Origin of the sequence: Actinoplanes sp. URMC 104 (assembly GCF_051386375.1) — a bacterium.
Taxonomy (GTDB): Bacteria; Actinomycetota; Actinomycetes; order Mycobacteriales; family Micromonosporaceae; genus Actinoplanes.
Window position 1 is genome coordinate 2255792 of the sequence record NZ_JBPQTO010000002.1, and the last position, 13612, is coordinate 2269403.

The window sequence follows — 13612 nt, forward strand, 5'->3', positions numbered from 1 at the left end:
TTCCGCTGACCCCCAGAATCGAACCGGACACCCAATCGGTTCTCGCCGCGCCCGCGCTTCTGCATCAGTTGACGAACGCGCTCGGATCGCCTCTCAACGTTGTTCTGCCGCAGGCTCTCGCGGCCAATGCGGAGGCGTTCCGGGCGGTCTATCGGCGGCATCGGCTGCGCGGCCGCATCTATTTCGCCCACAAGGCGAACCGGTCCGCCGCCCTGCTGCGCGAGCTGGCCGCCACCGACGCCGGCAGCGGGGCCGGGGCCGACGTGGCCTCGCTGGCCGAGCTGCAGCACGCGCTCGGCGCCGGGTTCGGGCCCGGCCGCATCATGGCCACCGGCCCCAAGACCAGGGAGTTCCTCTGGCTGGCCGCGCGCAGCGGCGTCATCGTGAACGCCGACTCGCTCGACGAGCTGGACGAGCTCGCCGCACTGGTGGCGGCACACCGGCTTCCCCGCGTACGGGTGATGGTCCGCCTGTCCGGGTTCGCCTCGCCCGGCGTCCAGCTGGTCAGCCGCCGCAGCCGCTTCGGGGTGCCGTCCGCATTGCTCGCGGCGGCGCTGGACCGGCTCGAGAAGCACACCGACCGGCTGGAGCTCGTCGGCGTCTCCTACCACCTCGACACGGTCGGCCTGGCCGAGAAGGCGATCGCGCTCGAGTCCTGCCTGGCCGCGCTCGACGAGTGCCGCCGCCGCGACCTGCCGGCCTGGTCAGTGGACATCGGCGGCGGGTTCGGCGTCAACTACCTGGCCGACGGCGAGCAGTGGGAGCGGTATACGTCCGAGCTGGCCCAGGCCGTGCTGGGGCGCCGGCCGCCGATGACCTGGAACGGGCACGGTTACGGGCTGCGCAACCAGGGCGGCACCCTCCGCGGGACGCTGGGCCTCTACCCCGCGTACCGCCCGGTCGCCGGACCCTCCTATCTCGACCGGCTGCTGGCCACCCCGGCTCCGGAGCGACGCCGGCCGCTCGGCACGCTGCTGCTCGACAGCATGATCGACCTCGACGTCGAGCCCGGCCGCGCGCTGCTCGACCAGTGCGGGCTCGTGCTGGCGCGGGTGCTCGAGGTCCGCGACGGGCCGGACACCCTCGTACGGCTGGATCTCAACGCCCGCGACGTGAGCCTCGAGGAACACGGCGTGCTCATGGATCCGGTCGTGATCCCGCGGGAGGAGCGCGCCGCCGAGCCCACCGAGGTGTACCTGCTCGGCAACCTGTGCCTGGAGTCCGACCTGATCACGCGGCGGCGGGTGAGCCTGCCCGTCCGGCCCCGGCCCGGCGACCTGCTCGCGTTCGTCAACACCGCGGGCTACTTCATGGACTTCAGCGCCACCCGCGCCCTGCACCAGCCGATCGCCCGCAAGGTCGCGCTGTTCCGGACCGGCGGCGACTGGGGCTGGTGCCTCGACGAGCAGTACTGGCCCGTCCACGAGCGCGCGGAGGCAGCATGAGATTCGACGACATGACCGAGGCGATCGGCAACACCCCGCTGGTGCGCATCGACCCGGCCGTGCACGGCCTGCGCCACATCGACCTGTACGCCAAGATGGAGCTGCTCAACCCGTTCGGCTCGCTCAAGGACCGCGCCGCCTGGCAGATGGTCCGCCCGCTGCTGCCCGGCGCGGCCGCGCGCGGCGACACCGTGGTCGAGCTCTCCAGCGGCAACACGGCCAAGGCGCTCGCCATGATCGCCGGGATGCACGGGCTGCCGTTCAAGAGCGTGACCAACCGGATGAAGGTTCCCGAGATCAAGGACCTTCTTCTACTGCTCGGCGCCGAGATCGAGGAGCTGCCCGGCCAGGCGGAGTGCCTCGACCCGTCCGACACCGAGGACCCGCTCTCGCGCCTGCACCGCTCGCTGAGCGCGAGCGGCAGCGGATACCTGCACACCGACCAGTACTTCAACGAGCGCAACGTCGAGGCCCACCTGCACGGCACCGGGCCCGAGATCGTCAAGGACCTGGACGGCCGCGCGCCCGACTTCTTCGTCGCCTGCGTCGGCACGGCCGGGTCGTCGACCGGCGTGGCCCGCGCGCTGCGCCAGCACGACCCGGACGTCCGCGTGATCGGGCTGGTCGCGGCGAAGAGCGACTTCATCCCCGGCATCCGCACGATCGACGAGGTGCACGAGGTGGGGCTGTTCGAGCCCGGCGTGTACGACGCGATCGAGACGATCACCGCGGACGACGCCATCGACGGGCTGCTGACGCTGCTGCGCCGGTGCGGCACGCCGGCCGGGCCCACCGGTGGGGGCGCCTACCAGGGGGCCGTACGCCACCTGCGCGCCGTCGACGCGTCGCTGACCTCGCGCAGGACGGCCGTCTTCATCGTGTGCGACCGGGTGGAGAGCTACCTGTCGTATCTGCGCGACCGGCGGCCCGCGCTGTTCGGGCGTCCGGCGCGCCGCCACGACTCCCGCGACCTGACCGACGCGGAGATCGCCGCGGCGCCCACGGTCGACGTCGAGGAGGCGGCGCGGTGGCCCGGGCTCGTCGTCGACCTGCGCAGCCCGCACGCGTATCAGGCCCTGCACATCGACGGCTCGGTCAACATCGTCGACGAGCTGTTCGCCGAGCTGCTCCACGGTGGACTGCCGTTCGGCCGGCGCCGGCCGGTGCTGCTGGTCTGCCCGGTGGGCGAGAAGTCGGCCCGGTACGCCGCCTTGCTGACGCGGATGGGCCACCCGGCCGTACGGTCGCTGGCCGGCGGCATCATCGCGTGGCGCGACGCGGGTGCGCGGCTGGTGCGTGACTGATGACGCCTGCCATCCGCGCGCAGTTCCCCCAGCTCGTGAGCAACCCCGGGGTGGCGTACCTGGACAGCGCCGCCACCTCGCAGCGGCCGCAGGCCGTGCTCGACGCCGTGATGACGTACCTGACCAGCGAGAACGCCAATGCCGCACGCGGCACCTATCCGTGGGCGAACCGCACCACCGCCCGCATCGCGGCGACCGCGGACCTGGTCCGCGAGTTCCTGGGCGCCCCGGACGAGTCGGGCGTGCACTTCGTCGGCGGCACCACCGAGGGCCTGCGCCGAGTCGCGCTCGACTGGCTGCTCCCGCAGCTGCGCGACGGCGACGAGATCATCGTCCCGTACGCCGACCACAGCGCGAACCTCGTGCCGTGGCTGGAGGCGGCCGACCTCGCACGCCGCCGGGGCATCGAAGTCGTGGTGCTCCCGCTGCCGTACGACGCCGCGAACGACTACGACGTGGCGCGCCTGCCGGTCGGTCCGCGCACCCGGCTGATCGCCGCCACCCACGTGCACCACGTCTACGGCAACGACATGAACGTGCACCGGCTGCGCGCGGCGGCTCCCGGCGTCCCGATCTGCCTGGACGCCGCGCAGAGCTTCGGCCACCTGCCCATCTCCGTGACCGGCCTCGACGTGGACTTCCTGGTGTTCTCCGGCCACAAGGCGATGGCCCTGCCCGGCATCGGCGCCGTCTGGGCCGCGAACCGGCGCGGCCCCCGCTTTCAACCGGCCGGGTGGAGCGGGTCGCCGAACACCGCCGGCATCGTCAGCCTCGCCGCGGCCATGGAGTGGCTCTCGTCGGTGGGCCTGGCCCGGATCTCGGCGTACGTCACCGAGCTGGGCGCGCGCCTCACCGACGGGCTCGCCTCGCTGGGCAGCTACGAGGTGCTCGGATGTCAGAGCAGCCTGACGGCCGGCTCATCGGTGCAGCGCCGGCACGGGATCGTCACCTTCCGGCACCGCGGGATCGCCTCCAACGACCTTGGTTTCATCCTGGCCGCCGACGGTTTCCTCGTCCGCGCCGACGGCCATTGCCAGGGCTCCGAGGGAGAGAAGACTTCTTCCGTACGGGTGAGCCTGCACGTCTACAACACCCCCCACGAGGTGGACCGTCTGCTCGACACCCTCGCCGCCCTCAACGCTTGAGCCGCGCACCCGTCTGCTCGCCGCCGCCCTGCCCGCCCTCCCGACCGTCCGCCTGCCTGCCCGGCCCGCTCGCCTGCCCGACCCCCCGACCGGCCCGCCTGCCCGCCCTCCCGACCGTCCGCCTGCCTGCCCGGCCCGCTCGCCTGCCCGACCGCCCGACCGGCCCGCCTGCTCGCCCGCCCGCCCGCCTGCCAGCCCGCCCGACCGCCTGTCCCGCTCGCGTCAGCCGCCCCCGCCGCAACCATCCCCCGCCCACCTGTTAGAAATGGTTGTCATTTCCGTTGCTTCGAGGATGGGCCCATGCCGTCGATCGCCGTTGAATCCGCGTGCTGGCGCACCGCGTGGGACGAGGTGATGACCGGATTCGTGCCCGGCCTCGCGTCGCTGGAGGCGGTCGTTGCCGAGGCCGCCGAGGCGGTGCTTGGCCGGGCGCCCCACCGCGTGCTCGACCTCGGCGGCGGCCCCGGCCTGGTGGCCGCGCGGATGGCCGGCCGCTGGCCGCGCGCCGCGGTCACGCTGATCGACATCGACCCGGTGCTGCTCGCACTCGCCCGCGACGGCGTCCCCGGCACGGTGACGGTCCTCGAGGCCGACCTGGGCGACGACTCCTGGGCCACGACCGCCGGCGACGGCTACGACCTGGTCACCGCCATGATGACCGTGCACTACCTGCGCCCGCCGCTGATCCGGGCGCTCTACCGCCGCTGCCACCGCGCGATGTCGCCGGGCGGCCTGCTGGTCGTCGCCGACCTGATGCCCGACGACGGCCTGCCCTCGGTGACGGACGCGCTCAACCCCGCTCCGGGCGAGGCCGCCGCCGAGCTGGCCTGGGCCCAGTGGTGGGGCGAGGCGGCCGAGTCGTTCGGCGAGCTCATGGCCGCGCGCTCCGAGGTCTTCCGTTCGCGCGCGCCCGCCAACTTCGCCGGCTCGGTCGCCTGGCACGCCGCAGCCGTCCGCGACGCCGGGTTCCGCGAGGCCGGCCTTCTCTGGCGCGACGGCCGCCACGCTGCTCTGGTTGCGCTCGCCTGACACGACAGGGACAGCCGCCACGCCGCCCTGGTCGCGCTCGCCTGAAACGACGAGCGGACAGCCGCCACGCCGCTCTGGTCGCGCTCGCCTGAACGGGCGAGCCCCCGCCTCCGGCAGCGGAGACGGGGGCTCGTGACCGTTCGGTGCTACTTGGTGACCTTGACCGTGTAGGTCTGGGCCTCCGCGGCGTTGCCCGCCCGGTCGGTCGCCGTGTAGGTGACCTTCAGGGTGCCCTTCGCGGCGCCCTTGATACCGATGCTCCACGTGCCCAGCAGCGACGGGGCGTCGGTGAGCCGCTTGGCCTTGGCGGCCGCGTCGGCCTGCGACGAAGCCTTGACCCACGCGGCGCCGTCGTAGAAGAACCACCCGCCGGACCGCTCCTGGATCAGCGACGCCTGGACCGCGGTCGCGCCGACGCCCTTGTCGGTGACCAGGCCCGACACCGCCCGCCACGAGGACGCCGACGCCGGGCTCAACGGCACGGCCAGGTGCACGACCGGGGCGTACGTGTCGGCCGTGACCTTGACCGGGCCGACCGCCACGGCCGTGCCCGCACCGGCCGCGTTGTGCGGCGTGACCGTCACCGCGAAGGTGCCGGCCTTGGGATAGGCGTGCGTGACCAGCGCGCCGTTGGGCGACACGGTGGCGGACGCGCCGTCGCCCCAGTCGACGACGACCTTGGTGGCGCCGTCCACCTTGCTCACCGCGAGCACCGTGGACTGCCCGGCCCAGATCGACTTCGGCGCGAGCAGGTACTTGCCGGGCTGCGCCGTGACCTTGACGACCGCCGGGCCCTGGAAGCCAGCCGTGGCGGTGTTGCCGGCCCTGTCGGTGAGCCGCACCGACACGGTGTACGTGCCGGTCTTGGCGTACACGTGCGAGGTCGCCGAGTCGGACACCCCGTCGCCCCAGTCGACGTCGATCCTGGCCACGTCGTCGGCCAGCGCCACCTGGTTCAGCGTCACCTTCTGGCCGGCCCAGACCGCCGTGGCGCCCAGCGCGAAGGTGCCGGTCGGCGGGGTGCTGTCGGCCACGCCGGCGGTGCTGCGCGGCGCGGTGTCGGCGGTGACCGGTGAGTGCGCGGCGAAGTAGTTCACCAGCATCGTCAGGTCGTTGTCGCCGGTGGTGACGCGGTTGGTGCCCTTGCCGAGCGTGGTGAAGTTGTCGCCACCCGCGGCCAGGAACGAGTTCGACGTGACGCGGTAGGTGGCCGTCGGGTCGATCACGACGCCGTTCAGCTTGAGGGTCGACGCGATGATGCGTGAGCCCTGCGGCTGGGAGGCGTCGTACGAGTAGGTCAGCCCCTTGGACACGCCGAGGTGCAGCACCGGCCGGGACGCCCCAGCCGGCTGCCATTGCTCCTCGAGCACCTGCTTGATCTGCGCGCCGGTCAGCGACTGGGTGACCACGTCGTTGGCGAACGGCTGCACCGCGAACGCGTCGGCGTAGGTGACCGTGCCGTCCGTACGGAACAGCAGGTCCGCCCGCAGACCGCCCGGGTTCATGAAGGCGATCTGCGCGCCGCCGCGGCCGGCCGCGCTGGTCTGGTCGAGCTGCACGTCGGCGATGAAGTTGCCCAGCACCGACTCCGCCCCGCGGTCCTCGGCGCCCGCGCTGGTGTAGGCCCGCTTGATGTCCGCCGTGATCTTGCCGAGCGGCTGCTTGCCGAGCTCGGCGGCGGTCTCCTTGGCCTTCGCCACGATCGCGGCGACCTCGGCGTCCGCCGGGTAGCCGGTCACGTTGAGCAGTTCGGCCGTCGACTTGGTGACCGACTTGGTCGCCGGGTCGTACGTCAGCACGGCCTTGCCGACCCGCAGGCCGTAATCCTCCGCCTGGATCACCGGACGGGTGCGCTCGGTGCCCGGCACGGGCACCTCGAAGGCGTACGGCTGATGGGTGTGCCCGCTGAAGATGACGTCGATGTCGGCGCTGACCCGGGTGAAGTCGCCGAACACCGGGTCGGCCTGCAGCGCCGCCGCCGAGCCGATGTTCTCGGTCGCCGCGCCCTCGTGGGCGAGCAGCACGAGCACGTCGGCCTCGCCGTTGGTCTCGTTGCCGTCGGAGAGCTGCGTGGCCAGCGTGTTGGCCTCGGCGACCGGGTCGCGGAACTCGACGCCGGCGATGCCGTCCGGGCTGACCAGCGACGCGGTCTGCTCGGTGACCACGCCGATGTAGCCGACCTTGACCCCGCCGAGCGTCTGCACGCTGTAGCCGGGCAGCACCCGCTCGCCGTTCTTGTAGACGTTGGCCGCCAGGTACGGGAACTTCGCCCGGGACTCGACGCGGCCCTGCAGGTCGGCGAGGCCCTTGTCGAACTCGTGGTTGCCGACCGCCGAGACGGCCAGGCCGCCGGCGTTCAGCGCGTCGATCGTCGGGTTGTCGCCGTCGATCGCCGAGATGAAGGTGGAGGCGCCGATGTTGTCGCCGGCGGACACCCACGCGGTATTGGGGTTGGCGGTCCGCAGCTGGTCGACCATCCCGACGAGCTGGGCGGCGCCGCCGTTGCCGGCGGACGGCTGCTCGAGCCGGCCGTGGAAGTCGTTGATGCTCAGCAGCTGCAGGTCGACCGGACCGGTGGCCTTGGTCGACAGCCCCACGACGACCGGGTCGTGGTCGCTGGCCCGGTACGGGCCGGGGGCGTAGAACGGCGCGTAGCCGTCGTACTCGTACGCGAACGACTCGACCGAGTTGATGTTCCAGACGTCCACGCCCGTGACCCGCTTCGCGAGCGAGGCGGAGGCCAGGGCGTGGTCCAGCGAGCCGGACTCGCCGCCGAAGACGTACGACGCGTCGTCCACGTCCGCGACGTTGGAGTACCCGGCGTCGGCGAGCACCCGGATCGGGTCCTCCTGGCTGTACGCGTTGAAGTCGCCCAGCAGGAGCACGTCGGAGGTGCCGAGCGTGCCCACGAACGCGGCGAGCGCGGCCGCCTGCCGCTTGCGGTCACCGTTGTACGCGCCCTGCCCGTCGCCGGTGTCCACGTTGTCCCCGGTCGGGGTCGTCGAGGCGCTCTTGGACTTGAGGTGGTTGGCGACCACGGTGAAGGTGGCCGAGCCCGCGGTGAACGTCTGCGCGATCGGCTCGCGGGCGTTCGCCCACACCGACTCGTCGTTCACCGACCGGGCAGCGCCCTTGGGCGTCACCGCGGCCGGCTTGAAGATGATCGCGGTGGTGATGAAGTCCTGCTGCTCGGGGCCCGGCAGGTCGGCCGGCGAGCGTACGTAGTCCCAGGTGCCCGCGCCGTCGGAGGCATTCAGCGCCCCGACGAGCGTCCGCAGCGCCTCCTGCGGGTCGTCCGCCTCGAACCGGACCGAGTTCTCGATCTCCATGAGCGCGACCACGTCGGCGTCCAGCGCGCTGATCGCCGAGACGATCTTCGCCTGCTGCTTGGCCAGCGCGGCCTCGTCCGCCGCGCCGCGGGCCTCGCCGCCGAAGTGGACGAAGTAGTTGAGCACGTTGAAGCTGGCGACGCGGATGTCCCCGCCCACGTTCGCCGGAGCCGGCGTACGCGGGTTGGTGTCCTTGAACGTCGTGCCAGGCTCCGCGGGGTTCGCCGGCTGCAGGCGCCACTCGCTGAAGCCGTAGCTGAGGACGCTGGGCCCGAACTTCTCCACGGTGTCGCCCACGCGGACCGGGTCGTCCTTGGTCAGGTACGCCGGGGGGAGCCCGGCGGTGGCGAGGTTGGTGGTCCGGCCGTCGTCCAGCAGGATCCGCCGCACCTTGTTCGCGGCCTTGACCGCGCCGGCCTCGGGCGAACCCGGGCGGGCCACGTCGGTCGGGATCCTGGCGGGGTCGTCGCCCGCGGCCAGGATGATCTCGCCGTAGCGGTTGGCGTTGTAGACGTCCGAGACCGTGTACGCGCCGACGGGCGCGACCAGCATCGACTCGACCGACTCGCGGGCCGCGTCGTCGAGCGGCAGGCTCAGCGCGACCGGCGCGGGCAGCGGCACCCCGGTCGCGCAGACCTGCGTGTCGGCCTTCGCGGCGGTGGTGAGCTCAGTGAGCCCGTTGTACTCGGTGACCGTGCCGGTGACCCGCACCCGGTCGCCGATCGCGACCGCCGGCGCGTTGGCCGCGCTCGGGCCGAAGAACACGAAGATCGCGTCCGAGGCGGTGCCGGCCGCCACCGGGCGGTCGCCGCCCGTGCCCGCGGTCTGCACGTAGACGCCGTTGTAGCCGCCGGCACGGTGGTCCGCGGTGACGACGCCCTCCACGGTGACCTTGGTGTTGGCCACGGGGGTGTCCGCGCCGGTGCCCTGCACCTGCGCGATGGTGTGGGTGGCCGCGGTGTCGCAGCCGGTCGACGGCTCGTCGGGCTCGTCCGGGACGGCCACGTTGAGCTTGCCGAAGGAGGCGGCCGCCGGGGCCTGCCACTTCCCGTCGACCTTCTGCAGCGACTGCCCGGCGGGCGTGGAGTCGAGCTCCGCGACGCCGAGGTCCACGCTGGTCCGCCCGGAGGCGGGCCCGTTGGTCGCGGTCAGCACGCCCTCGTAGCTGAGGAACTCGACGACCGTGCCGTCGGGCCGCACCAGGGCCACGCCGTCGGGCGCGCCGTTCTGGATGCCGTTGGCGGGATAGGTCTGCACGACCACTCCGGCCTCGGGCACGGCGCCGCTGAGCGTCGCGGTGTGGTAGCTCGCGCCGCCGCTGCCGTTGTAGAGGACGATCTGCCAGCCGGTCAGGTCGAAGCCGGCCGGGGCCTGCACCTCGATCGCCTCACCGCTGTCGGCGCCGGCGTTGTCGTAGTGGATCTCGCTGAGGAACGGGTCTCCGGGGTCGGCGGCCACGGCCGGTCCGGCCAGGCTCAAGCCGATCGTGGTGGCGAGGGCTGCCGCGCCGACTGCTCGTAGCGCCGCCGCGGACGGGCCGCCGCGCAAAAATCGATGCATCGAGAACTTTCCTCCGAACGAAGGTGATCCGCCGGAGGCTAGGTAGCGAGCATGACGATGGACGCTCGAATAGGTAACGAATAGGCATTAGGGCAGGTGAATGCCCGGTGGCGGGTCGCTTTCCGGACACTCGTTGCGCCTCGGCGGCCCCTTCATTGTTCGCTTTTGTACGGCCACCCACAGAAAAACCGCCCCGCCTCACTCTGCGGTGGGGCGGGGCGGTTCTCGAAAGTGGAACGTCAGTGCATCATGATCGGCGCCTCGGCGGCGGGCTCGCCGGCCGCGCCCGCCGGGCCGAACGGGCGGCGCTTCTTGGGCAGGAAGGCGATCGGGATGAACGTCGCCAGCACCAGCGCGAACCCGACCCAGAACGTGGTCCCGAACGAGTCGGCCGCGAACTGCAGGCCGCGCTGGAGGATCTCCGGCGGCAGCGGGATCTGCGCGCCCTGGTTCACCGCGATCGCCGCACCCGCCTCGGTGATCGGCTCACCGGTCTGGGGGTTGTTGAGCCCGGGGATCGGCGTCGACTCGTTGAGCTGGCTGGTCAGGATCACCGACATGATCGCGGTGCCGACCGAGCCGCCGATCTGCTGCAGGATGTTGACCAGCGTGGAACCGCGGGCCACCTCGACGGGCTGCAGCGTCCGCAGCGCCGACGTCATGATCGGCATCATCGTGCCGCCCATGCCCAGGCCCATCACGAACAGCGAGCCGCAGAGGAACACGTACGACGTGTCGGTGTCCACCTGGGTGAAGCCGAAGAACCCGAGCGCGATCAGCGTCATCGCGAACGGCACCGTGCGCCCTACCGGGATCTTGTCGGCGAGCATGCCGGCGATCGGCATGGTCAGCACCGCGCCGATGCCCTGCGGGGCCATCAGCAGACCGGCGTCGAGCGTGGACTCGCCGCGCACCTGCAGGAAGTAGCTGGGGAACAGCAGGCCGGCGCCCATGAACGCGATGATGAAGACGAACAGCGAGATCGAGGCGACGCTCAGGTTGCGGTTGCGCAGCAGGCGCAGGTCGAGCAGCGGGTGCTTCGGCTTGAACGAGTACAGCACGAAGCCGATCACCAGCAGCGCGCCGATCAGCATCGTGACCCACACCTTGGGCGCCGTGATCGTGCCCTCCTCGGGCAGCGACGAGACGCCGAACAGGAACAGGGCCAGACCCGGCGAGAGCATCAGCATGCCGAGGAAGTCGAACGACTCCGACGGGTGCGGCTCGTCCTTGGGCAGCGCGAAGAACGCGTAGACCAGCGCGATCCCGCCGATCGGCAGGTTGATCAGGAAGACCCAGTGCCAGCTCGCGGCCTCGATCAGCCAGCCGCCCAGGATCGGGCCGCCGATCGGGCCGAGCAGCATCGGCACGCCGAGCACGGCCATCAGCCGGCCGATCCGCTCCGGGCCGGCCGCCCGGGTCATGATCGTCATGCCGATCGGCATCAGCATGCCGCCGCCGAGGCCCTGGATGACCCGGTAGGTGACGAGCTGCTGGATCGAGTCGGCGGTGGCGCAGAGCACCGAGCCGAGCGTGAACAACAGCAGCGCCATCATGTAGAGCCGCTTGGTACCGAAGCGGTCGGCTGCCCAGCCGCTCAGCGGGATCACGGTGGCCAGCGCCAGCGTGTATCCCGTCATGGTCCACGCGACCTCGGCGTACGTGGCGTTGAACTCGGTCTGGAACGTGGGCAGGGCGACGCTGACGACGGTGATGTCGAGGATCGACATGATCGCGCCGAGCACCACCACCCCGGCGATCTTGAGGACCGCGGCGTCGAGCTTGGCCGGAGGCCCTGCTGTGGCTTGTTCGGTCACGGGTGAACTCTCCCCCGGTCGGGTGTCTTGGCTCTTCAGGCTCGGCACGGAAGTGCTCATGCTCGCACCTCTGCGTCACGAGCGGCATCTCGTTTTCAGCGTGCCCTCAGCAAAGCGATCCGGGTGCCCCTTCCGCTGTCAGCCTGCCCTCCGATCCGGCGTGAGAGTCGTCACAGAAATGACGACGTCCGCGCAGCCCGCAAGTTTCGCCCCCGCTGACCTGGCGCCGGAGCCTGTCCTCGCCCCCGATGCGCTGGAAGTTTCCGAGAACATTGACACGCTTCTATGGCGCCGCGGAAACTCGATCGGGAGCGCTCCCATTCCCTCCCCCTTCCACCGGAAGGAGCAGCGTCGTGACCGTCCGTTTCCGGTTCCGCACGGCGATCGTGGTGCTGACCGCAGCACTCACGGCCGGCGCCGCGATGACCGCCATCCCCGCCTTCGCCGCTCCCGGCGTCGAGGACGAGGGCGCCGCCTGCGCCGTCCCCGCCCTCCCCGACTCCGGATCCCTGCCCACCGACGCCCGGCTGCCCGACCCGTTCCGCAAGCTCGACGGCACCCGCATCACGACGCGCGCCGAGTGGACCTGCCGCCGCGAGGAGATCAAGCGGCTGTCCGAGAAGTTCGTGTACGGCGAGAAGCCCGCGAAGCCGCAGTCGGTCACCGGCACGGTGTCGAGCAGCTCGATCACCGTCAACGTCGCGGCTCAGGGCCGCAGCGCGAGCTTCTCCGCCAAGGTCGAACTGCCGAGCGGCACGGGCCCGTTCCCCGCCGTCGTGGTGTTCGGCGGGTTCGGCGCCGACACGGCCGCGATCAAGGCGGCCGGCGCGGCGGTGATCAGCTACGACCCGTACGCGGTGGGCAAGGAAGGCACGCCGCGCACCAGCAAGCAGGGCGCGTTCTACAGCCTCTACGGCTCGTCCAGCCCGACCGGCCTGCTCATGGCCTGGGCGTGGGGCGTCAGCCGCATCATCGACGTGATCGAGCAGGCCGGCGGCAGCGTGCTGCGAGGCGACGCAACGGGGGTCACCGGCTGCTCACGGTTCGGCAAGGGCGCGTTCGTGGCCGGCGCGTTCGACCAGCGCGTCGCGCTGACCATGCCGATCGAGTCGGGCAGCGCCGGCGTGCCGATCTTCCGCGGCATCCCCGGCGAGGGGGCGCAGAGCCTGTCCAGCGCGTACGGGGAGCAGCCCTGGCTCGGCGACGCGTTCGGCTCGTTCACCGGCAGCCCCACCCGCCTGCCGGTGGACACCCACGAGATCGTCGCCATGGTGGCGCCGCGCGGACTGTTCATCATGGACAACCCGCACATCGCCAACCTGGGCCCGCGCTCGGCGAGCGTGGCCGCCCTGGCCGGCGCCGAGGTCTACCGGGCGCTCGGCGCGGGCGACGCCATCTCGTACTGGTCGGACGTCAGCGACGGCACCCACTGCGCCGGCCGCGCGGAGTGGCGGACCCCGCTGCAGCAGAACATCCGCAGGCACCTGCTGCGGACCGGCAACGACCCCGGCGCGATCCGCATCTCGAGCCGGGCGCAGGGCCGCCTGGCCGACTGGGTCAGCTGGCAGACGCCGGTTCTGGGCGGCGGCACATCCCCGACACCCACCGATCCCCCTACGACGCCCACCACCCCGCCGCCGTCCACTCCGCCGCCGACCGGCGCCTGCTCGGCGTCGGCGAGCGTCAACGCCTGGACCGGCGGCTTCGTCGCCACGATCCGGGTCACCGCCGGCGCCGCCCCCGTCGACGGCTGGGCCGTCGACCTGACCCTCCCGCCCGGCGCCGCCGTCACCAGCTCCTGGAACACCACCCGGACCACAACCGGCGGCACCGTCCGGTTCACCAACGTCGCCTACAACGGCGGGCTCCCGGCCGGCGGCTCCACCGAGTTCGGCTTCCAGGCCACCGGCTCCCCCGGCACACCCATCCTCACCTGCACCGCCTCCTGACCACGAGGGCGCGGCGGCGACCGCCGCCGCGCCA

General features: G+C 72.1%; 7 protein-coding genes. 5 read left to right on the top strand and 2 right to left on the bottom strand.

The features are described from left to right. The first annotated feature begins 68 nt into the window (after nt 1–68). The 4 genes from ACSNN8_RS11560 (at nt 69) to ACSNN8_RS11575 (ending at nt 4923) form a co-directional block, all read left to right on the top strand. Nucleotides 69–1445 (top strand): Y4yA family PLP-dependent enzyme, encoded by a 1377-nt coding sequence (locus tag ACSNN8_RS11560; protein ID WP_436648679.1) that lies wholly within the window; start codon nt 69–71, stop codon nt 1443–1445. Beyond that, the gene (locus ACSNN8_RS11565) at nt 1442–2749 is read left to right on the top strand and encodes a pyridoxal-phosphate dependent enzyme (RefSeq protein ID WP_436648680.1); all 1308 of its coding nucleotides are present in this window, start codon (nt 1442–1444) and stop codon (nt 2747–2749) included. Before ACSNN8_RS11560 ends, ACSNN8_RS11565 begins: the two co-directional genes overlap by 4 nt. After that, nucleotides 2749–3894 (top strand): aminotransferase class V-fold PLP-dependent enzyme, encoded by a 1146-nt coding sequence (locus ACSNN8_RS11570; RefSeq protein WP_436648682.1) that lies wholly within the window; start codon nt 2749–2751, stop codon nt 3892–3894. The genes ACSNN8_RS11565 and ACSNN8_RS11570 overlap by 1 nt, the downstream gene beginning before the upstream one ends. 300 nt (nt 3895–4194) lie before the next feature. Beyond that, a complete protein-coding gene (locus ACSNN8_RS11575) occupies nt 4195–4923 on the top strand; it encodes a class I SAM-dependent methyltransferase (RefSeq protein ID WP_436648685.1) in 729 nt (242 codons plus the stop codon). Between the two features lie 146 nt (nt 4924–5069). Here the strand turns inward: ACSNN8_RS11575 and ACSNN8_RS11580 are convergent, their stop codons facing one another. Together ACSNN8_RS11580 and ACSNN8_RS11585 are read right to left on the bottom strand one after the other, a co-directional pair. Further along, complete coding sequence (locus tag ACSNN8_RS11580) at nt 5070–9812, bottom strand: ExeM/NucH family extracellular endonuclease (RefSeq protein ID WP_436648687.1); 4743 nt, start codon at nt 9810–9812, stop codon at nt 5070–5072. A gap of 239 nt (nt 9813–10051) precedes the next feature. Next, nucleotides 10052–11629, bottom strand: a complete 1578-nt coding sequence (locus ACSNN8_RS11585; protein WP_436648688.1) for a DHA2 family efflux MFS transporter permease subunit — start codon at nt 11627–11629, stop codon at nt 10052–10054. A 353-nt stretch (nt 11630–11982) separates the two neighbouring features. Between ACSNN8_RS11585 and ACSNN8_RS11590 the strand changes: the two genes are divergently transcribed. Next, entirely contained in the window at nt 11983–13578 is a 1596-nt protein-coding gene (locus ACSNN8_RS11590) for a glucuronyl esterase domain-containing protein (RefSeq protein WP_436648689.1), read from the top strand. The last annotated feature ends 34 nt before the right edge of the window (nt 13579–13612 follow it).

Coding starts and splice junctions, on each gene's coding strand:
- ACSNN8_RS11565 (WP_436648680.1), top strand. CDS start 1,442: ATGAGATTCGACGACATGACCGAGGCGATCGGCAACACCCCGCTGGTG.
- ACSNN8_RS11570 (WP_436648682.1), top strand. CDS start 2,749: ATGACGCCTGCCATCCGCGCGCAGTTCCCCCAGCTCGTGAGCAACCCC.
- ACSNN8_RS11575 (WP_436648685.1), top strand. CDS start 4,195: ATGCCGTCGATCGCCGTTGAATCCGCGTGCTGGCGCACCGCGTGGGAC.
- ACSNN8_RS11580 (WP_436648687.1), bottom strand. CDS start 9,812: ATGCATCGATTTTTGCGCGGCGGCCCGTCCGCGGCGGCGCTACGAGCA.